The 20,823-nt window shown below is 69.6% G+C and carries 20 protein-coding genes; 15 read left to right on the plus strand and 5 right to left on the minus strand.

What is annotated here, in order from left to right:
* The first annotated feature begins 58 nt into the window (after nt 1–58).
* Complete coding sequence (locus FB390_RS17405) at nt 59–1,291, plus strand: FAD-dependent oxidoreductase (protein ID WP_141809874.1); 1,233 nt, start codon at nt 59–61, stop codon at nt 1,289–1,291.
* Between the two features lie 14 nt (nt 1,292–1,305).
* On the opposite strand, the gene FB390_RS17410 is transcribed toward FB390_RS17405, so the two are convergent.
* Both FB390_RS17410 and FB390_RS17415 read right to left on the minus strand, forming a co-directional pair.
* Nucleotides 1,306–2,628: a serpin family protein gene (locus FB390_RS17410; protein ID WP_141809875.1), complete on the minus strand. Its 1,323-nt coding sequence runs from the start codon at nt 2,626–2,628 to the stop codon at nt 1,306–1,308.
* Nucleotides 2,629–2,658: 30 nt separating this feature from the next.
* Nucleotides 2,659–3,633, minus strand: coding sequence for a quinone oxidoreductase family protein (locus FB390_RS17415; RefSeq protein WP_246124071.1), 975 nt, complete (start codon nt 3,631–3,633; stop codon nt 2,659–2,661).
* 88 nt (nt 3,634–3,721) lie between these two features.
* Here FB390_RS17415 and FB390_RS17420 point away from each other — a divergent pair, with 88 nt between their 5' ends.
* Entirely contained in the window at nt 3,722–4,309 is a 588-nt protein-coding gene (locus FB390_RS17420; RefSeq protein WP_141809876.1) for a TetR/AcrR family transcriptional regulator, read from the plus strand.
* Nucleotides 4,310–4,327: 18 nt separating this feature from the next.
* Here the strand turns inward: FB390_RS17420 and FB390_RS17425 are convergent, their stop codons facing one another.
* From FB390_RS17425 to FB390_RS17435, 3 genes are all read right to left on the minus strand, one after another.
* On the minus strand, nt 4,328–5,041 hold the full coding sequence (locus FB390_RS17425) for an HD domain-containing protein (protein ID WP_141809877.1): 714 nt from the start codon (nt 5,039–5,041) through the stop codon (nt 4,328–4,330).
* Nucleotides 5,042–5,334: 293 nt separating this feature from the next.
* On the minus strand, nt 5,335–5,961 hold the full coding sequence (locus FB390_RS17430; RefSeq protein ID WP_141809878.1) for an alpha-ketoglutarate-dependent dioxygenase AlkB: 627 nt from the start codon (nt 5,959–5,961) through the stop codon (nt 5,335–5,337).
* Nucleotides 5,962–6,128: 167 nt separating this feature from the next.
* Nucleotides 6,129–6,485: a DoxX family protein gene (locus FB390_RS17435; protein WP_185757068.1), complete on the minus strand. Its 357-nt coding sequence runs from the start codon at nt 6,483–6,485 to the stop codon at nt 6,129–6,131.
* Between the two features lie 49 nt (nt 6,486–6,534).
* Here FB390_RS17435 and FB390_RS17440 point away from each other — a divergent pair, with 49 nt between their 5' ends.
* From FB390_RS17440 to metK, 13 genes are all read left to right on the plus strand, one after another.
* Nucleotides 6,535–6,906 (plus strand): winged helix-turn-helix transcriptional regulator, encoded by a 372-nt coding sequence (locus FB390_RS17440; RefSeq protein ID WP_246124072.1) that lies wholly within the window; start codon nt 6,535–6,537, stop codon nt 6,904–6,906.
* A 348-nt stretch (nt 6,907–7,254) separates the two neighbouring features.
* Nucleotides 7,255–7,896, plus strand: coding sequence for a bifunctional pyr operon transcriptional regulator/uracil phosphoribosyltransferase PyrR (gene pyrR / locus FB390_RS17445; RefSeq protein ID WP_246124073.1), 642 nt, complete (start codon nt 7,255–7,257; stop codon nt 7,894–7,896).
* Complete coding sequence (locus FB390_RS17450) at nt 7,893–8,852, plus strand: aspartate carbamoyltransferase catalytic subunit (RefSeq protein ID WP_141809881.1); 960 nt, start codon at nt 7,893–7,895, stop codon at nt 8,850–8,852. Before pyrR ends, FB390_RS17450 begins: the two co-directional genes overlap by 4 nt.
* Nucleotides 8,853–8,877: 25 nt before the next feature.
* A complete protein-coding gene (locus FB390_RS17455; protein WP_141809882.1) occupies nt 8,878–10,185 on the plus strand; it encodes a dihydroorotase in 1,308 nt (435 codons plus the stop codon).
* Nucleotides 10,186–10,683 (plus strand): PH-like domain-containing protein, encoded by a 498-nt coding sequence (locus FB390_RS17460; RefSeq protein ID WP_141809883.1) that lies wholly within the window; start codon nt 10,186–10,188, stop codon nt 10,681–10,683.
* A complete protein-coding gene (gene carA, locus FB390_RS17465) occupies nt 10,680–11,792 on the plus strand; it encodes a glutamine-hydrolyzing carbamoyl-phosphate synthase small subunit (RefSeq protein WP_141809884.1) in 1,113 nt (370 codons plus the stop codon). Before FB390_RS17460 ends, carA begins: the two co-directional genes overlap by 4 nt.
* Entirely contained in the window at nt 11,792–15,124 is a 3,333-nt protein-coding gene (gene carB / locus FB390_RS17470; RefSeq protein ID WP_141809885.1) for a carbamoyl-phosphate synthase large subunit, read from the plus strand. The genes carA and carB overlap by 1 nt, the downstream gene beginning before the upstream one ends.
* Nucleotides 15,125–15,241: 117 nt before the next feature.
* Nucleotides 15,242–16,066, plus strand: a complete 825-nt coding sequence (pyrF, locus tag FB390_RS17475) for an orotidine-5'-phosphate decarboxylase (protein ID WP_141809886.1) — start codon at nt 15,242–15,244, stop codon at nt 16,064–16,066.
* Between the two features lie 634 nt (nt 16,067–16,700).
* Nucleotides 16,701–17,021 (plus strand): integration host factor, actinobacterial type, encoded by a 321-nt coding sequence (gene mihF, locus FB390_RS17480; RefSeq protein ID WP_040708330.1) that lies wholly within the window; start codon nt 16,701–16,703, stop codon nt 17,019–17,021.
* Between the two features lie 8 nt (nt 17,022–17,029).
* Nucleotides 17,030–17,611, plus strand: a complete 582-nt coding sequence (gene gmk, locus FB390_RS17485) for a guanylate kinase (RefSeq protein WP_141809887.1) — start codon at nt 17,030–17,032, stop codon at nt 17,609–17,611.
* A gap of 106 nt (nt 17,612–17,717) precedes the next feature.
* Nucleotides 17,718–17,993, plus strand: coding sequence for a DNA-directed RNA polymerase subunit omega (gene rpoZ / locus FB390_RS17490; RefSeq protein WP_067780290.1), 276 nt, complete (start codon nt 17,718–17,720; stop codon nt 17,991–17,993).
* A 74-nt stretch (nt 17,994–18,067) separates the two neighbouring features.
* Complete coding sequence (coaBC, locus tag FB390_RS17495) at nt 18,068–19,297, plus strand: bifunctional phosphopantothenoylcysteine decarboxylase/phosphopantothenate--cysteine ligase CoaBC (protein ID WP_067780293.1); 1,230 nt, start codon at nt 18,068–18,070, stop codon at nt 19,295–19,297.
* Between the two features lie 256 nt (nt 19,298–19,553).
* Nucleotides 19,554–20,765 (plus strand): methionine adenosyltransferase, encoded by a 1,212-nt coding sequence (metK, locus tag FB390_RS17500; RefSeq protein WP_141809888.1) that lies wholly within the window; start codon nt 19,554–19,556, stop codon nt 20,763–20,765.
* Nucleotides 20,766–20,823: the final 58 nt, after the last annotated feature.

Genomic DNA, 20,823 nt, shown 5'->3' on the forward strand with positions numbered 1-20,823 from the left:
CCGGCCTACCATCGGACTAGTCGCCGAGGGTTGATCGCCGTGCGAGGGGAGACCGTCGATGGAACGTACGACCTGTCTGGTGGCGGGCGGTGGGCCCGCGGGCATGGTGCTCGGCCTGCTGCTGGCCCGCGCGGGCGTCGAGGTCACCGTGTTGGAGAAGCACGGCGACTTCCTGCGTGACTTCCGCGGTGACACCGTGCATCCCACGACCCTCGACCTGCTCGACGAACTCGGCCTCGGCGAGGAGTTCGCGAAACTGCCCGCGCGGCGAGTGGAGTCGATCCTGCTCCCTGTCGGTGGCTCGCTGCAAACCTTGGCGTCGCTGAAAAACATTCCAGGCAAACACAAATACATCGCCATGGTGCCGCAGTGGGATCTGCTCGATCTGCTGGCCCGCACCGCCGATCGCGAGCCGACGTTCCGGCTGCGCATGAACACCGAGGCCACCGGTCTGATCCTCGCCGAAGGGCGGGTCGCGGGGGTGAAGTACCGGACGGCCGACGGTGGCACCGGTGCGATCGAGGCCGCGCTCACCGTCGCCTGTGATGGGCGCGGTTCGGTGCTGCGGGCTTCCGCCGGGCTGCGGTCGCGCCGGTGGGCGACGCCGATGGACGTGTGGTGGTTTCGCCTGCCGCGCACGGGGATCGATCCCGCGGGCGCGATCCCGATCGTCACCGCGCGACGCGCCGCCGTCATGCTCGATCGCGGTGACTACTGGCAGTGCGCCACGCTCATCGCCAAGGGCAGCGACGCCGCGGCCAGGCGCGGACCGGTCGGTGGGATCATGCGCGAAATGGCCGCGGCCGCACCGTGGTTGGCCGACCGGGTCGACACGCTGCGCGACTGGGACGAGGTCAAGCTGCTCGACGTGCAGCTCGACCGCCTCGAACGCTGGTACACCGACGGGCTGCTCTGCCTCGGCGACGCCGCGCACGCCATGTCCCCGGCCGGTGGCGTCGGCATCAACCTCGCCGTGCAGGACGCGGTGGCGGCGGCGAGAATTCTTGCCCCCTCGCTGCTTTCGGGACGGGTCGGCGTCGCGGAGCTGGCCAAGGTGCAGCGGCGGCGCTGGTTCCCGACCGCTGTCACGCAGGGTATCCAGCGGCTGCTGCACGCCGCTGTCATCCGGCCCGCGCTGAGCGGACAGGTGGATCTCACCCGATCGGACAACGCGCCGTGGCCCGTCCGGGTGCTGCGGCGCGTCCCGGTGGTCCGAAGCGTTCCGCCGTTTCTGATCGCCCGGGGCGTATTGCCCGAGCACGCACCGGATTTCGCGCGGCGCGGGCACTGACGGTCGACGGTCGGTCAGCCGAAGAGATCGTCCGAGCCGCCGGTCCGAGTCGGCAGTTCGGCGACCCAGCCCGCCACCACCGCCAGTCCGGTCGCGCGGTGGACGGCGAGGAAGCCGAACGGCCGGTCGAAGACGACCTCGACCTGCGTGATCAGGTGCTCGGCCGAGAGCGGCATGCTCACCGCCACCGCCCCGATGCTGGTGACCGCGGCGGCTTCGAACCCCTCGCGGGTGAAACGCGCCAGCACGTCCTGCCCGCCCTGCGCGAGCGCCAGCGGCTCCGGCGAGATCGAGGGAAAGTGGTTTCGGTCCGTCCGCATGGCGGCGGTGAGGCCGAAGAGTTCGGGCGTCGCGCACAGATCGTGCGACGAGCGAATCTCGAAGGGCGGCATGCGGATATCGAGACGGTCACCGGGGCGGGGAGCGCGGTGCTGGGACACGCGTAGACCAGGTCCGGTCGTTCCGGGCGGCAGGTGATCGCGGATGGGCACCTGCCCGGTGAGGGCGGCGAGACCGGAGGTGAGCACGGCGCCCGGCGAACTCATGCCTCGTGCCGTCGTGGCCGTTGGCTGCACGCCGAGCGCCGTGTCCGGTGAGTTTGTGCCCGGCGACTTTGCAGCGGTTGGTTCCGCACCGCGCGCCATGCCCGATGGGCTCACGCCGGGCGACTCGGTGCCGACGGGCTCCGCGCCGAGCAGCAGGTGGACGTCGAGATCGCGAGTTCCGGTTACGACCACGCGGGTCACGAGGTCCGGGCCGTCGAGGAGGGCGACCTGGGACAAGTCTCCGGTGGTGCGCGTCAGCCCGCGCCCGGTCATGCCGCGCCACGGCCCGGTTTCGGGACGAAGCACGGCGTCGACGAACTGCTCGCGCCATTCGGTTCTGGCGACCAAGGCGGTGGCCAGCACCAGCATGGTGTCGGGTTCGACCCGCAGCGGGAACCGGTCGATCAAGCCGTCCGTTCCGCGTGCGGCCCAGGAGTCCAAGGCATCTTGACTCGTCAGTCGTCCGATGGTGTCCGGCGGCAGGCTGTCGATCCATGCGGGGTGCAGCGCAAGCCCTTCGGCGAACCACGCGCCGAGCACGGCGGAGAGATCCTCGGCCTCGGCCATGATCCGCAGCACCTCCAGCGCGGCGCCCTGGGCTCGCTCGGCGGGCAGCCCGATCGCGGCTTCCAGTTCCGCGCGAGCCGGGCCGTCCGCCGCGGCCGCGAGCAGGGCGAGCAGCGGCCAGACGCCGGCCCCCGAGACGACGAAGTCCTTCTCGCCCGCGCCGGCCGCCCACCGCGCGGTCAACTGGTTGACCGCCGCCGCCTGCGTGTCTATCGCGCTCCCCATCAAGCCAACATAGCCGTCGTCGATGCCGGATCAGGTGTGGTTCGGGAGCAGGACGATCGTGCCGAACGCGGCGCGCCGCTCGATCAGTTCGTGCGCGTGTGCGGCCTGATCGAGGGGCATCGTCGTGTCGAGCAGTGGCTCGAGCGTTCCGGCCGCGACCTCGTAGAGGACCTGCGCGCGATGACTCGCCACTTTGCCGAGCCAGGCGGGGCCGGCGCAGCCGATCAATGTCAGCCCGCGGTTGATCAGGTCGGTCGCGGTGATCGGCGCGGGACCGCCGGAGAGGAATCCGTAGGCCAGCATGCGGCCGCGCACCGGCGTCATGAGGTCGAGCAGCGCCGGTGTCGCGGGCCCGCCGATCGAGTCGAAGACGACATCCAGCGTCACCGCACCGAGCACGTCGCGGAGGCGGTCCGTCCACGCCGGGTCGTTGTGGTCGATCACCTCGGCGGCGCCCAGCTTGCGCGCCTGCGCGGCTTTGGCCGGGCCACCCGCCGTGGCGATGACGCGCGCACCCCGGCGGGCCGCGTATTGGGTGAGATATGCGCCGACACCGGTCGCGGCCGCCTCGACCAGCACGGTCTCGTCCCCGGTGGGCGCGGCCGTGTCGAACAGGGCTGTCGCGACGGAACCGCTCATCAGGACCGCTGCGGCGATGGCGGTGTCCACGCCGTCGGGAATGGGCGTCGCGGGCGCGGCGGGCGCGACGACGTATTCGGCATAGGCGCCGGAACCATTGGTGGCCACTGCGACTCGACACCCGACGAAACCAGGGTCGACGTCCGGTCCGGTTTCCACGACCGTGCCCGCCGCCTGGAAACCGAACACGAACGGCGGTTCGGCGGGCGGGGGGAAGGTGCCCGCGCGGATCGCGGCCTCCGGATACAGCACCGGAACGGCCTCCGCCCGGACGACCAGCTCGCCCGCGCCCGCCGTCGGCCGCGGCGTCTCGGACGGAACCAGCACCTCGGGCCCGCCCACACCTGTCATTACGATTGCCCGCATCGAGAACTCCATAAGTTGACTGTCGGTCCAGATATCTCGCCACGATATGGACCGTCGGTCAACTTTGTCAACGAACGAAGGCGGTGGCATGTCCGACGGGCGCACGCGAGAACGGGCCGACGCCGCACGCAACCGGCGCGCCATTCTGGACGCGACCAGGGCATTGCTCGCCGAGCACGGCGCCGAGGGCGTCACCATGGAGCGGGTCGCCGCCGCGGCGGGCGTGGGCAAGGGGACGATCTTCCACCGCTTCGGCAGCCGGGCCGGGCTGCTGCACGAGCTGGTCGCCGAGCCAGCCGTCGCCCTGATGGAGGCCGTCTCCAGCGGACCGCCGCCGTTGGGACCGGGCGCGCCCGCCGCCGAGCGTCTGCTGGCCTACTTCGCGGCGATGACCGACCTGGTGATCGACAACATCGAACTCGTCGTCGCCTACAACGCGGTTCCGCCGCATCCCAGACGTGAAGAGTTCCATGCCTTCTGGGCCGCGCACATCACCGCGATGCTGCGCGGGGCGCGTCCGGATCTGGACGCGGAAGTGGTCGGCGCGCTGCTGCTCGCACCGTTGGGCGGCGAGCTGGCGTCCCGGATGGTGCGCGCGGGTGAGGCGGATCGCCTGCGGGCCGCGGTGCACGATCTCGTCGCGTCGGTGCTGCGAGCGCCCGCGTCGGAAACGTGAAGTCCGAGCGGCCGCCGGTCAACCTCGCGAGAGGATGGCTTCGAAGCGTTCGTCGGCGCGGTCGAGCTGACCGAGGATGTGCTGTTTGACGTGATCCGCGAGCGGCGTGTCCGGCCTGCTCACCAGGTCGCGGTAGACGTCGGTGAGCGGGCGGTATTTCACAGCGAGCTTGCGCATGATCGGCTTCTCGGCGTAGAGGATGCCGACGCCGTTGTCGGTGAAGTCCGAGAGCTTGACGACCCGCGCCCAGGGCGCGCGATCCAAGGTCGTCGCGACGTGATCGCGGTACTGCTCGTGACGGTCGCGGTCCGGATCGGGCTCCGGGTTGGTGACTGCCGCGACGAGGTCGGCGACCCGGCGGCCGAAGCGTTCGGACAGTTCGGTGAGCGCGGCGTCGGTGGGGGATCCGTCGCGGACCCCCGCGAGCTCGGCGGGGTGGTCCTCCACGGCATCGTGCAGCAGGCCCGCCGCCACCACGTCGCTGTCCCGGACCTCGTAGTGGCTGACGATCCGGATCGCCACGCGCAGAAGGTGATTCAGATACGGTTCGCGGCCGTAGCGGTCGTCGCGGTGCAGTTCGGTGGCCAGGTCCAGCGCCTGGGTCAGCCGCTCGCCGTCGGGTAGTTCCGCGATTTCCAGCAGCAGCCGTTCGCGCAGCCCCGCCTCGCCATAGACCTCGCTGATCGTGTGCAGCGGCATCACGGCCAAGACTCCCGCCCCAGGGTTACGCATAACGCCAATCTATCGGGCATTTCGGCCGCGCGCTGTGCCCTGCGACACTTGTTCACCTACCGGATTCCAAAAATCGGCTCCGAGTCGATTTGCCGGATGCGTGCTCGACTTGTCGATGCCGCGAATCCGATTCGACGCCAATGGTTTATATGGATCCCAGCACGTGATCTCGGTGTCTCTACCGGCACTCGCGGCTAGCGCACGGAGCCCTCGCGAACGCGCCTCTCGGGGGAGCTCCATCATGGTCGGCCAATGCTCCTGTCGACGCCACGGTGACGAGCGAAAAAGGTTCGTCAGCGCACGTTGCGCGGGCGGAACTGAATGCTGATCCGCGGACCGACCGGCTTGCGAGTCTTGGGCACCGCGTGCTCCCAAGTCCGCTGGCAGGAACCGCCCATCACCAGCAGGTCGCCGTGCCCCACCTGATACCGGATGCTCGCGCCGCCGCGCCGCGGCCGCAGCATCAGGGCGCGCGGGGCGCCGATGGACAGGATCGCCACCATGGTGTCGTGTTTCGCGCCGCGGCCGAAGGTGTCGCCGTGCCAGGCGACGCTGTCGCGGCCGTCGCGGTAGTAGCACAGGCCCGCTGTCCGGAACGGCTCGCCGAGTTCGGTCGCGTAGTGGCGGCTGAGCGCGTCGCGCGCCTCGTCGAGAATCGGATCCGGCAGCGTCGCGTTCTCGTCGTAGAAGTGCAGCAGCCGGGGGACGTCCACGACCCGGTCGTACATCGGCCTGCGCTCGGCCTGCCACGGGACTTCCCGCGCCAGCCGGTCGAACAGGGTGTCCGCACCGGTCAGCCACCCGGGCCGCAGATCGACCCACGCGCCGTCCGAGAGCGGCGTGCGGTGCGTGTTGTCGAGGGAGCCGAGGCAGACATCCCCGGACCCGTCGAACAGCGAACCCTGCAGCCAAGCGGTCACCCGCCTGACCCTACTCCAATTCGAACATACGTGCTACTCGGTTGCCTTACGTCATCGGAAGCTCCATGCCTTTGGTTCCCGGAAAGATTCGCGAGCACATGGCTCTGTCGCTTCCCGTGGAGCGCGTCTGCGCGACTTCAGCCGGCCGCCGAGGTGGAAACACGGGCTCAGGCGAGGAGAACATCGAGAACGAGCACGACCGACGTCGCGATCGAGAACGCGAGAAAAAGCGCGGCTCCTCTGAGGTTCCGGTCTCCGCCGCGGATGTGGGCGACGATCGCGCCGCCGAAGTAGAGCACCAGCCCGATCGCGGCGGCGATGGCGAAGGGTGGGAACCAGATGCCCCAGACGAGACCGATCGTCGCGGCGATCTGCAGGCTCCCGAGCGCGGTGAGCTGGGAAGAGGTGAGGTGGACCGCTTCCGCGAATCGGCGTAGCCACGCTGGGCGGACGAACTTCATCACTCCGGAGTGGAGCATCGCCACGGCGAGTAGGACGGACAGGATCAGGGCTGCGATGTTCATGATGGCAACGCTAGGAATCCGATAGGTACCCTTTGGTAACCTTTGGACCGTGAGTCCCCCTCCCGGAATCATGTTCATGTCCGACTGCCCCGCACGCACAGCAATCGAGGTCATCGCGAACAAGTGGTCGGTAGTCACCCTGTACGCGCTCCGAGACGGCCCCAAGCGGCACAGTGAACTTGTCGCTCTGTCCGGCGGGATCTCCCGGAAGGTGCTGACCCAGACTCTCCGCCGCCTGCAGAGCAACGGCCTCATCGATCGACAGCGGTACGCCGAAGTGCCCCCACGGGTGGAATACAGCCTGACCCCGCTCGGCCGGACGCTCCAGGAGCCGATCGCGATGCTGACGGAGTGGGCGCAGGCGCACGGAGAAGCACTCGTCGACTTCCAGGAATCGACAGCCGCGAATCAGACGCACTAGGTTCCGGATCGCCTGCAGCTCGCGTCTCGCGAACGAATGTTCACCCCGATGCTGTCGGTTGCCCGTTCGAACGCTCTCGACTCGGCACGAGCGGACGTTCTATGACGGGCAGCTCGCCTCGAGCGTGCGAACGAGGCCCCGACGGGCCGGGGTCGCCTGAGCTCAATCCCATCCTGTACACCACCGCTGTCATGTGACGGCGACCGCCGAGACCCCGCTCACAGCGGTTTCGTGGGGCAGCTCACAGGCCGATACGCCTGGTGAAAGCGGGGTCGGAGGCGCTGTTACGCTGCTAGCCGTAAGACATCCTTTAACGGACCGTCCGGTGAGGCGGGGAAGGAGGTCGGCATGGCCGTGCCCGGAGATCGGGCCGCCAAGTCCGGCGCTGCCGAGACGACGCATTCTCAGCGGCACACACCTGAATGGGTGGCGACGGGGCGGGAGCTGTTGTCGGCTTCCGATGTCGGCCGGACCATCGCGCGCATCGCGCACCAGATCATCGAGAAGACCGCGCTCGACTCCGACGAGGCCGGTTCGCCGCGCGTGGTGCTGATCGGCATCCCGACCCGCGGCACCACCCTGGCCGCGCGGCTGACCGACAAGATCGAGGAATTCTCCGGCGTCCGCCCGGCCCTCGGCTCACTCGACATCACCCTGTACCGCGACGACCTGCGCAGCCGTCCGCACCGCCCGCTGGAGCGCACCTCGGTGCCCGAGGGCGGCATCGAGGACGCGCTCGTGGTGCTCGTCGACGACGTGCTCTTCTCCGGCCGCACCGTGCGCTCGGCCCTGGACGGGCTGCGTGACCTGGGCAGACCGCGCTCGGTGCAACTGGCCGTGCTGATCGACCGCGGCCACCGGGAACTGCCGATCCGCGCCGACTTCGTCGGCAAGAACGTGCCCACCTCGCGGGCGGAGGACATCTCCGTGCTGCTCACCGAACACGACGGTCGCGACGGCGTCTATCTGCACCAGGAGGCCGAGGCGTGAGACACCTGCTGAGCGTCACCGATCTGGACCGCGCCGCGGCGTCCGAGCTGCTCGACGAGGCCGAGCGCTTCGAGCAGGCGCTGCTCGGTCGCGAGGTGCACAAGCTGCCGACCCTGCGCGGCCGCACCGTGATGACGGTGTTCTACGAGAACTCGACCCGCACCCGGGTGTCCTTCGAGGTCGCCGGGAAGTGGATGAGCGCCGACGTGATCAACGTCAGCGCGAGCAGCTCGTCGGTGTCCAAGGGCGAATCGCTGCGCGACACGGCGCTGACCCTGCACGCCGCGGGCGCGGACGCGCTGATCGTGCGGCATCCCGCCTCCGGCGCCGCGCACCAGATCGCGCACTGGATGGACGGCTGGGCGCGTGCGGAGGGCCGGTCGTCCGGTCCCGCGATCGTCAACGCGGGCGACGGCATGCACGAACACCCGACCCAGGCGCTGCTCGACGCGCTGACGCTGCGCCAGCGGCTCGGCGACATCGAGGGCAAGCGGGTCGTGATCGTCGGCGACATCCTGCACAGCCGGGTGGCGCGCTCCAACGTCTTCCTGCTGCACACCCTCGGCGCCGAGGTCGTACTCGTCGCGCCGCGCACGCTGCTGCCGGTCGGCGTCGAAGCCTGGCCGGCCCGTGTCTCGCACCACCTGGACGCCGAACTGCCCGGCGCCGACGCGGTGCTCATGCTCCGCGTCCAAGCCGAGCGCATGAACGGCGGGTTCTTCCCCTCGGCGCGCGAGTACTCGGTGAACTACGGGCTGTCCGAGCGCAGGCTCGCGCTGCTCGCGGAACACGCGGTCGTCATGCACCCCGGTCCGATGCTGCGCGGCATGGAAATCGCCTCGGCCGTGGCCGATTCGCCGAAGGCCGCGATCCTGCAGCAGGTCACCAACGGCGTGCACCTGCGCATGGCGGTGCTGTTCCGGCTGCTGGTCGGCGCGCAGGAGGCAGTGGCATGAACGGCAACGAGCGGAAGGTGGCGCGATGAGTGGGCTGTTGATCAAGGGGGCCTTGATCTACGGCGAGGGTGAGCCCGTCGACGTGTTCGTCGACGAGGGCGAGATCCGGCAGATCGGCACCGATCTCGGCATCGTGGACGCCGAGATCATCGAGGCGAAGGGCCAGATCCTGCTGCCCGGCTTCGTCGACCTGCACACCCACCTGCGCGAACCGGGTCGCGAGGACACCGAGACCATCGAGACCGGTTCGGCCGCCGCGGCGCTGGGCGGCTACACCGCCGTGTTCGCCATGGCCAACACCAACCCGGTCGCCGACTCGGTGGTCGTCACCGACCACGTGTGGCGGCGCGGCCAGGAGGTCGGCCTCGTCGACGTGTTCCCGGTGGGCGCGGTGACGGTCGGGCTGGAGGGCAAGCAGCTCGCGGAGATGGGCACCATGGCGGCGGGCGTCGGCGCGGTGCGGATGTTCTCCGACGACGGCCACTGCGTGTACGACCCGCTGATCATGCGCCGCGCGCTGGAGTACTCGAACTCCCTCGGCGTGCTCATCGCCCAGCACGCGGAGGAGCCCCGGCTGACCAAGGGCGCGGTCGCGCACGAGGGCCCGACCGCGGCGCGGCTCGGTCTCGCGGGCTGGCCGCGGGCCGCCGAGGAATCGATCGTGGCCCGCGACGCGCTGCTGGCCAGGGACGCGGGCGCGCGCGTGCACATCTGCCACGCCTCCACCGCGGGCACCGTGGAACTGGTGAAATGGGCCAAGTCCCAAGGCATTTCGATCACCGCCGAGGTGACGCCGCACCACCTCCTGCTGGACGACTCGCGGCTGGAGACCTACGACGCGGTCAACAAGGTCAACCCGCCGCTGCGCGAGGCCTCCGACGCCGCGGCGCTGCGGCAGGCGCTGGCCGAGGGCATCATCGACTGCGTGGCCACCGACCACGCCCCGCACGCCGAACAGGACAAGTGCTGCGAATTCGCCGCGGCCCGTCCCGGCATGCTGGGCCTGGAGACGGCGCTGTCGATCGTCGTCCAGACGATGGTCGAACCGGGGCTGCTGGACTGGCGCGGCGTGGCCCGCGTGATGAGCGAGCAGCCCGCGCGGATCGTCGGACTCGACGACCACGGCCGCCCGCTCGAGGTGGGCGAGCCCGCGAACCTCACCCTGGTCGACCCCGGCGCCACCTGGACGGTGCGCGCCGCCGAGCTGGCCAGCATCTCGAACAACACGCCGTTCGAGGCGATGACCTTCCCTGCCAAGGTGACGGCGACGTTGCTGCGCGGCCGGGTGACCGCACGCGAGGGCAAAGCGGTCTTGGGTACAGGAGGTCCGTAGGTGGAGAGAACGCTGTGGGTGGTCGGGTGCCTCGCGCTGTTCGCGCTGGGTGTCTGGCTGATGTACCGGGGCTGGCAAAATCGCGCGGCGCGTCAGCAGGCGCGGATCGGCGAGCTGCCGCCGGTGCCCGCCGAGCTGGGCGCCCAGGTGCTCGAGCCGACGACCGGGATGTATCTCGGCAGCACGATCGCGCCGAGCTGGCAGGACCGAATCGCCGTCGGCGATCTGGGTTTCCGTGCCACAGCGGAACTCACGCGGTTCGAACGGGGAATTCTGCTCGAGCGCGACGGGGCGACGGTGATCTGGATTCCGGAGGAGTCCATCACCGCGGTCCGCACCGAACGCGGTCACGCGGGCAAAGTGATGACGGAAGATGGTGTGCTGGTAATTCGCTGGAAGCTGCCGACCGGAACCGAGATAGACACCGGTTTCCGAGGTGACGACAAGACGGTGTATCCGGCGTGGGCCAGGACGACGACGGGAGATGAACGAACGTGAATGAAGCGGCTGCGCTGGTGCTCGAGGACGGCCGGGTGTTCCGCGGCACGGCCTACGGCGCCGTAGGCGAGACGCTCGGCGAGGCGGTGTTCTGCACCGCGATGACCGGGTACCAGGAAACCCTGACCGACCCCAGCTACCACCGCCAGATCGTGGTGGCGGCGGCACCGCAGATCGGCAACACCGGATGGAACGACGAGGACGACGAGTCCTCGAAGATCTGGGTGGCCGGGTACGTGGTGCGCGACCCCGCGCGGCGCGCGTCGAACTGGCGCGCGACCACGACACTGCCCGACGCGATGCGCGAGCAGGACATCGTCGGCATCGCGGGCGTCGACACCCGCGCGCTGGTGCGCCACTTGCGCACCCGCGGCTCGATGAAGGCGGGCATCTTCTCCGGCCCCGCCCTCGCCGACGCGGACACGCTGCTGGCCCGGGTCAACGGCCAGCCGTCCATGCTGGGCGCGGACCTGGCCGAGGAAGTCAGCACCGACTCGGTCTACACCATCGAGCCGACAGGCGAACGCCGCTTCACCGTCGTCGCCGTCGACCTGGGCATCAAGACCAACACTCCGCGCATGTTCGCCCAGCGCGGCATGCGGGTGCACGTCGTGCCTTCGACCGTCAGTGTGGACCAGATCCGGGAGCTGAAGCCCGACGGCGTCTTCCTGTCCAACGGCCCCGGTGACCCGGCCACCCAGGACGGGGCGGTCGCCATCACCCAGGGCGTGCTCGAGCAGGGACTGCCGCTGTTCGGCATCTGCTTCGGCAACCAGATCCTCGGCCGCGCGCTCGGCCGCGAGACCTACAAGATGAAGTTCGGCCACCGCGGCATCAACATCCCGGTCGTCGAGCACGAGACCGGCCGGATCTCCATCACCGCGCAGAACCACGGCTTCGCCCTGGAGGGCGAGCGGGGCGAACAGTTCGACACCCCGTTCGGCCGCGCCGAGGTCAGCCACGTCTGCGCCAACGACGGCACCGTCGAGGGCGTGCGCCTGCTCGACGGCCGCGCGTTCTCCGTGCAGTACCACCCGGAGGCCGCAGCAGGCCCCCACGACGCCGCATATCTGTTCGACCGTTTCGCCGGTCTCATGGAAGGAGCCTGATGCCTCGCCGCGAGGATCTACACCACATCCTGGTGATCGGCTCGGGCCCGATCGTCATCGGCCAGGCTTGTGAGTTCGACTATTCCGGCACCCAGGCGTGCCGGGTGCTCAGGTCCGAGGGCCTGCGCGTATCGCTGGTGAACTCCAACCCGGCGACGATCATGACCGACCCGGAATTCGCCGACTCGACCTACGTCGAGCCGATCACGCCGGAGTTCGTGGAGAAGGTCATCGCGAAGGAGCGTCCCGACGCCATCCTCGCGACCCTCGGCGGGCAGACCGCGCTGAACACCGCCGTCGCGCTGCACGAGCGCGGCGTGCTGGAGAAGTACGACGTCGAGCTCATCGGCGCCGACTTCGACGCCATCCAGCGCGGCGAGGACCGGCAGAAGTTCAAGGACATCGTCGCCAAGGTCGGCGGCGAGAGCGCCCGCTCCCGGGTCTGTTTCACCATGGACGAGGTGCGCGAGACGGTCGCCGAACTCGGCTTCCCCGTCGTCGTGCGGCCCTCCTTCACCATGGGCGGCCTCGGCTCCGGCATGGCCTACAACCACGAGGACCTCGACCGCATCGCGGGCGGCGGCCTCGCCGCATCGCCGACGGCCAACGTCCTGATCGAGGAGTCCATCCTCGGCTGGAAGGAATACGAGCTCGAGCTGATGCGCGACGGCCGCGACAACGTCGTGGTGGTCTGCTCGATCGAGAACGTCGACCCGATGGGCGTGCACACCGGCGACTCGATGACCGTCGCCCCGGCGATGACGCTCACCGACCGCGAGTACCAGAAGCTGCGCGACCTGGGCATCGCCATCCTGCGCGAGGTCGGCGTCGACACCGGCGGCTGCAACATCCAGTTCGCGGTGAACCCGCGCGACGGCCGCCTGATCGTCATCGAGATGAACCCGCGCGTCTCGCGGTCCTCGGCGCTGGCCTCCAAGGCCACCGGCTTCCCGATCGCCAAGATCGCGGCCAAGCTGGCCATCGGCTACACGCTGGACGAGATCGTCAACGACATCACCAAGGAAACCCCGGCCTGCTTCGAGCCGACCCTGGACTACGTCGTCGTCAAGGCGCCGCGGTTCGCGTTCGAGAAGTTCCCCGGCGCCGACCCGACGCTGACCACCACCATGAAGTCGGTGGGCGAGGCGATGTCGCTCGGCCGCAACTTCTCCGAGGCGCTCGGCAAGGTGCTGCGCTCGCTGGAGACCAAGGCCACCGGCTTCTGGACCCTGGACGACGGCCCGTGGGCGCCCGTCGAGGGTGACGCGCAGGCCGCGATCGAGAAGATCCTCGACGACCTGCGCACCCCGATCGAGGGCCGCATCTACCAGGTCGAGCGGGCGCTGCGTTACGGCGCGAGCATCGATGACGTGGCCGCGGCCTCGGGCATCGACCCGTGGTTCGTCGCCGAGGTCGCCGGTCTCGTCGAACTGCGCCAGGAGATCATCGACGCGCCGGTGCTGGACGAGCCGCTGCTGCGCCGCGCCAAGCACTACGGTCTTTCCGACAACCAGCTCGCCGCGCTGCGGCCCGAGCTGGCGGGCGAGACCGGCGTGCGCGCGCTGCGCCACCGGCTCGGCGTGCGCCCGGTGTACAAGACCGTCGACACCTGCGCCGCCGAGTTCGAGGCCAAGACCCCGTACCACTACTCGGCCTACGAGCTCGATCCCGCCGCGGAGTCCGAAGTGGCGCCGCAGCGCGAGCGCGAGAAGGTGATCATCCTCGGCTCCGGACCGAACCGCATCGGCCAGGGCATCGAGTTCGACTACTCGTGCGTGCACGCGGCGCAGACGCTGTCGCAGGCCGGATACGAGACGGTGATGGTCAACTGCAACCCGGAGACCGTCTCCACCGACTACGACACCGCCGACCGCCTCTACTTCGAGCCGCTCACTTTCGAGGACGTGCTCGAGGTCTACCACGCGGAAAGCGAGTCCGGCACCGTCGCGGGCGTCATCGTGCAGCTCGGCGGGCAGACCCCGCTCGGTCTCGCGCAGCGGCTGACCGACGCGGGCGTTCCGGTCGTCGGCACCAGCGCGGCCGCCATCGACCTGGCCGAGGACCGCGGCGAGTTCGGCGAGGTGCTGGTCGCGGCCGGGCTGCCCGCGCCGAAGTACGGCACGGCGACCACGGTCGAGCAGGCGAAGAAGATCGCCGCGGGCATCGGCTACCCGGTGCTCGTCCGCCCGTCCTACGTGCTCGGCGGGCGCGGCATGGAGATCGTCTACGACGAGAAGTCCCTGGAGGGCTACATCTCCCGGGCCACCGAGCTGAACCCCGAACACCCGGTGCTCGTCGACCGTTTCCTCGAGGACGCCATCGAGATCGACGTCGACGCGCTCTGCGACGGCGAGGAGGTCTACCTCGGCGGCGTGATGGAGCACATCGAGGAAGCGGGCATCCACTCCGGTGACTCGGCGTGCGCGCTGCCCCCGATCACGTTGGGCCGCAGCGACATCGAGGCGGTGCGCCGCTCGACCGTCGCGCTGGCCAAGGGCATCGGCGTCAAGGGCCTGCTCAACGTGCAGTACGCGCTCAAGGACGACGTCCTCTACGTGCTGGAGGCCAATCCACGGGCCAGCCGCACGGTTCCGTTCGTCTCCAAGGCCACCGCGGTGCCGCTGGCCAAGGCCTGCGCGCGGATCATGCTCGGCGCCACCATCGCCGAACTCCGCAAGGAGGGCATGCTGCCGAGCGAGGGCGACGGCGGGCACGTCGCGCTGGACGCGCCGGTCGCGGTGAAGGAAGCGGTGCTGCCGTTCCACCGGTTCCGTCGCGCCGACGGCAGCGGTGTGGACTCGCTGCTCTCGCCGGAGATGAAGTCGACCGGCGAGGTGATGGGCATCGACGCCGATTTCGGCACCGCCTTCGCCAAGAGTCAGTCCGCCGCGTACGGCTCGCTGCCCACCGAGGGCACGGTGTTCGTCTCGATCGCCAACCGCGACAAGCGCGCCATGGTGTTCCCGGTCAAGCGCCTGCACGACCTGGGCTTCCGCATCCTGGCCACCGAGGGCACCGCGGAAATGTTGCGCCGCAACGGTATTCCGTGCGAGCAGGTGCGCAAGCACTCCGACGAGGACCGGGCCGACGAGCCGACCATCGTGGAGCAGATCCGCGACGGCGAGGTCGACATGGTGTTCAACACCCCGTACGGCAACTCCGGCCCACGGGTGGACGGCTACGAGATCCGCACCGCGGCGGTGGGCGTCAACATCCCGTGCATCACCACGGTGCAGGGCGCGGCCGCGGCCGTGCAGGGCATCGAGGCCAGCATCAACGGCGGCATCGGCGTGCGATCCCTGCAGGAACTGCACTCGTCGCTGCGCGGCTGAGGCAGCGGCCCGGCGATCGAAGCGCATGCGCGTAGCGCGAGTCTCGATCGCCGGGACGCGAGACACCAGGGGCCGCGAACCCGCGCGCCCCGGCGCGCCGACAACACAGGAGATTCGATGAAGACGTTCGGTGAGCGCCTGCGCCACGCGATGCACCACTTCGGCCCGCTGTGCGTCGGCATCGATCCGCACCCGCAGCTGCTCGCGGCCTGGGACCTGTCCGAGGACGCCGAGGGTGTGGAGAAGTTCGCCGAGATCTGCGTCGAGGCGTTCGACGGCACCGTCGCCCTCGTCAAGCCGCAGGTGGCGTTCTTCGAGGCCTACGGTTCGGCCGGGATCGCGGTGCTGGAGCGGACCGTCGAGGTGCTGCGCGCCTCGGGCACCCTGGTGCTCGCCGACGCCAAACGCGGTGACATCGGCTCCACCATGGACGCATACGCCCGCAGCTGGCTCGGCGACGGGCCCCTCGGCTCGGATGCGGTGACGGTCTCGCCGTACCTCGGTTTCGGCTCGCTCGCACCCGCGCTCGAATTGGCCGAGGCCAATCATCGCGGCCTCTTCGTGCTCGCCGCCACCTCGAATCCCGAAGGGGCGCAGGTCCAGCTGGCCCGCGTGGCGGACGGGCGCAGCATCGCTCAGACCATGGTGGACGAGGCCGCCGCGCGCAACGCGGGCCACGACTTCGGATCGGTCGGCGTCGTCGTCGGCGCGACCCTCGCCGAGGCACCCGACCTGTCCGCGCTCAACGGCCCGATCCTGATGCCGGGCATCGGGGCACAGGGCGGGGGACCGGGGTCGGTGCGCGACCTGGTGCCCGAGTCGGTGCTGGGCGCGGTGGTGCCGAACGTGTCGCGCGAGGTGTTGCGCGAAGGCCCGTCCGTTTCGGCACTGCGTGCCAGGGTGAGCGCGCTCCAAGAGGATTTCGCCTTCCTGCGGCGCTGAGAACTCACCGCGAAACCGGGGAATTCCCCGGCACATCGCCCTCGAAGCGGCCCGCGGGTTCGGTACCGGCCGAACCCGCGGGCCGCTTCGTAGTGTCTGGCCGCTCTTCTGCGGGGTTTGCGCGCGTCCAGCGCGGGGAAACCTGGGTGACGTGTGGTGAATCCCGCAGACGGCGATTCAGCGGCACGCCGTGCCCTCGGTTTTCACGCTCGGCCCTGGACGCCTCGCGTCCGGGGTCTTCGTCGTTTCGGCGGTGTCGCATCCCAAGCGATGGGACATGTGTTCGATCCGACACGCGGACGAACAGTGCGACACGCGGGGAATTTCCAGAAAGTTCCTGGTCGGAAGCCCGACCGATTGCTGACACGTCGCGACGAGCCACCGCTACCGCTCCGCTAACCTTGGAATGCTTCGAAAATACGCTGGTAGCAGGGCGTTTCCGCGATTCGGCGGTACGATCACCGCAGCGCCCGTGGCGCGACGCGCATCCGGCCCGGCTCGCCCCTACGGCATCCGAAATCATGCGCTGACCTGGGGGGTGGGTTCGCAATCGGCGGACGTCGTGGGTACGGTCGCTGAGACCGCGCGGGTTACCGGCGGTAGATCAAGCAATGAACGATGAGACGGAGGAACCGTGGCCCTTCCCCAGCTGACTGACGAGCAGCGCGCCGCTGCTTTGGAGAAGGCGGCTGCCGCTCGCCGCGCTCGGGCGGAGCTCAAGGAGCGCTTGAAGCGTGGCGGCACCGACCTGAAGAGCGTCCTCAAGGATGCCGAGACCGACGAGATCCTCGGCAAGATGAAGGTGTCGGCGCTGCTGGAGGCCCTGCCCAAGGTCGGCAAGGTCAAGGCGGCCGAGATCATGACCGAGCTGGAGATCGCCCCCACCCGCCGTCTGCGCGGACTCGGCGATCGGCAGCGCAAGGCGCTGCTCGCCCGGTTCGACTTCGACGCCTGACGACGAGGGTGGTCGAACACACGCGGAAGGGTCGGCTGGTTGTACTGGTCGGCCCCTCGGCCGTAGGCAAGTCCACGGTCGTGCGGTGCGTGCGGGAACGTCTGCCCGAACTGGTCTTCAGTGTGTCGGCAACGACCCGGGCCCCCCGGCCCGGGGAGGTCGACGGACTCGACTACCGGTTCGTCTCCCGTGACCAGTTCGACGCCATGATCGAGGCGGGCGAACTGCTGGAATGGGCGGACATCCACGGCGGCCTGCAACGGTCGGGAACCCCGGCGGGCCCGGTGCGCGAGGCGCTGAACGCGGGCTCGAACGTGCTCGTCGAGGTGGATCTCGAGGGCGCACGCTCGGTGCGCAAGGCGATGCCGGAGGCTCTCCTCGTCTTCTTGGCCCCGCCGAGCTGGGACGAACTGGTCTTCCGGCTCACGTCGCGCGGCACCGAATCGCCGGAGGTGATCGAGCGCAGGTTGCAGACCGCGCGCACCGAGCTGGCGGCATGTGACGAGTTCGACATCGTCATCGTGAACGACGAGGTGACCAGCGCCTGTGAGCAGTTGGTATCGTTGTTCGTTAGCACAAATTCGAGGTAGCCGCCGAACACCCGTGTCCCGGTCATCGCGGCCGGGGCCAGGGCGGCGGTAGCGCACGCTCGATTGCCCGCTGATTTTTCCACGACAACCCGCAGGAGCCTCACCAGTGAGCGACACCAAGACCGCGCCCGCGTACGACACCCCGGTCGGCCTGACCAACCCGCCGATCGACGAACTGCTCGAGCGCACGTCGTCCAAGTACGCGCTGGTCATCTACGCCGCCAAGCGGGCCCGCCAGATCAACGATTACTACAACCAGCTCGGCGACGGCATCCTCGAGTACGTCGGTCCGCTGGTCGAGCCGGGCCTGCAGGAGAAGCCGCTGTCGGTGGCCATGCGTGAAATCCACTCCGACCTGCTCGAGCACTCCGAGGGCGAGTAACCCATCCCGCGTCCGCGCGTGATGCCGCAGTATCGAACTCCCCGCGTGGCCGGGGACGAGCCCACGGAGGCGTAGTGACCACACGCATCGTCGTCGGCGTCAGCGGAGGGATCGCCGCCTACAAGGCCTGTGCGCTCGTCCGGCGCTTCACCGAGACGGGGCACGAGGTCAGGGTGATCCCGACCGAGTCGGCTCTGCAATTCGTCGGCAAGGCGACCTTCGAGGCGCTGTCCGGGAACCCGGTGCACACCGACGTGTTCACGGACGTGCCGGAGGTCCCGCACGTCCGCCTGGGGCAGGAGGCCGACCTCGTGGTCATCGCCCCCGCCACCGCGGACCTGATGGCGCGCGCTGCGCACGGCCGCGCCGACGACTTGCTCACCGCCACGCTGCTGACGGCGCGATGTCCCGTGCTCTTCGCGCCCGCGATGCACACCGAGATGTGGGAGCACCCGGCCACCATCGCCAATGTCGAGACGCTGCGCAGGCACGGCGCGACCGTCATGGAGCCCGCCTCCGGACGCCTCACCGGCGCCGACACCGGTCCGGGCAGGTTGCCCGAGCCCGAGGAGATCTTCGGGCTCGCCGCCCTGCTGTTGGAGCGCGCCGACGCCATCCCGCGCGACCTGGTCGGCCGCCGCCTGGTGATCACCGCGGGCGGTACCAGGGAACCGCTGGATCCGGTGCGCTTCCTGGGCAATCGCAGCTCGGGCAAGCAGGGCTACGCGCTGGCCAGGGTCGCCGCGCAGCGCGGCGCCCACGTCACGCTGATCGCGGGCAACACGATCGAGATGGCCGCTCCGGCGGCCGTCGACCTGGTGCACATCACCACCGCCGAACAGCTCAAGACGGCGGTGGAGAAGCACGCGGTCGGCGCCGACGCCGTGATCATGGCCGCCGCTGTGGCCGATTTCCGGCCGACGAACGTGGCCGCGGCCAAGATCAAGAAGGGCGCGGGCGAGCCGGACGTCATCCCGTTGACCAAGACCGACGACATCCTGGCCGGTCTGGTGCAGTCGCGGCGCGACGGCCAGCTGGCGGGCACCGCCATCGTCGGCTTCGCCGCCGAGACCGGTGACGAGCACGGCGACGTGCTCACCCACGCGCGCGCCAAGCTGGCCCGCAAGGGGTGCGACCTGCTCGTGGTCAACGCGGTCGGCGAGGGCAAGGCCTTCGAGGTCGACACCAACGACGGCTGGCTGCTCGGCGCCGACGGCACCGAACAGGCCCTCGACCACGGGTCGAAGGCGCTGCTCGCCAGCCGTGTGCTGGACGCGCTCGGCCCGCTGCTGCGCGCCGGGTAACCTTGGCCCGATCGAATTCCGTTGCCGCGCCGAGCGATCGGCGTGCCGCTCGATCCGGACGCCGACCGCGGTGCGGTGCGCGAATGTGCGCCGCTGCCGCCGCGGGTGCGGATAATCTGGGACGGCGATAACCGGCGGATTCGTCGCGTCGTGGGTTTGGAATAGTCTGAGATGAAGGGTTGCGCGACGGCGGTATCGCATTACTGTCGCTGTGGCCATCCGATACGAGAAACCCGTTGAGGGAGAGGGAACAACTGTGCGCACGTCTGGCAGCCGCCTATTCACCAGTGAGTCCGTGACCGAGGGTCATCCGGACAAGATCTGTGACGCCATCAGCGATTCCATCCTCGACGCGTTGCTGGCGGAAGACCCGCGCAGCCGGGTCGCGGTGGAGACACTCGTGACCACCGGTCAGGTGCACGTCGCGGGCGAGGTGACCACCTCCGCCTACGCCGACATCCCGCGAATCGTCCGCGAGAAGGTCCTCGAGATCGGATACGACTCGTCCGCAAAGGGTTTCGACGGCAACTCGTGCGGCGTCAACATCGCCATCGGCGCCCAGTCGCCCGATATCGCGCAGGGTGTCGACACCTCGCACGAGGCGCGCGTCGGCGGCTCCGACGACGAGATCGCCAAGCAGGGCGCGGGTGACCAGGGCCTGATGTTCGGCTACGCCAACACCGACACCCCGGAGCTGATGCCGCTGCCGATCGCGCTCGCGCACCGGCTCTCGCGCCGCCTGACCGAGGTCCGCAAGACGGGCGTGCTGCCGTACCTGCGTCCCGACGGCAAGACCCAGGTCACCATCGAATACGACGGCCACCGGCCGGTTCGGCTCGACACCGTGGTCATCTCGACCCAGCATGCCGCCGACATCGACCTGGACAACCTGCTCGCGCCGGATATCCGCGAGAAGGTCCTGGACTCGGTGCTCGCCGACCTGAACCTGCCCACCCTGGACATCTCCGACGTCCGGTTGCTGGTCAACCCGACCGGCAAGTTCGTGCTCGGCGGCCCGATGGGCGACGCGGGCCTCACCGGCCGCAAGATCATCGTCGACACCTACGGCGGCATGGCCCGGCACGGTGGCGGCGCGTTCTCCGGCAAGGACCCGTCGAAGGTCGACCGCTCGGCCGCGTACGCCATGCGCTGGGTCGCCAAGAACGTGGTGGCCGCCGGCCTGGCCGACCGCGTCGAGGTACAGGTCGCCTACGCCATCGGCAAGGCCGCCCCGGTCGGTCTGTTCGTCGAGACCTTCGGCACCGAGAAGGTCGACCCGGAGCGCATCTCGACCGCGATCACCGAGGTCTTCGACCTGCGTCCCGGCGCCATCATCCGCGACCTGGACCTGCTGCGCCCGATCTACGCGCCGACCGCCGCCTACGGCCACTTCGGCCGCACCGACGTCGATCTGCCCTGGGAGCACACCGACCGCGCCGACAAGCTGCGCGCGGCCGCCGGCCTGTAGGCCGACCGGGCCGGAGTGAGCCGACCCGCGGCGGACTCGTCCGCCCCTCCCACGGATG

Source organism: Nocardia bhagyanarayanae (assembly GCF_006716565.1).
In the GTDB taxonomy this organism is placed as follows: domain Bacteria; phylum Actinomycetota; class Actinomycetes; order Mycobacteriales; family Mycobacteriaceae; genus Nocardia; species Nocardia bhagyanarayanae.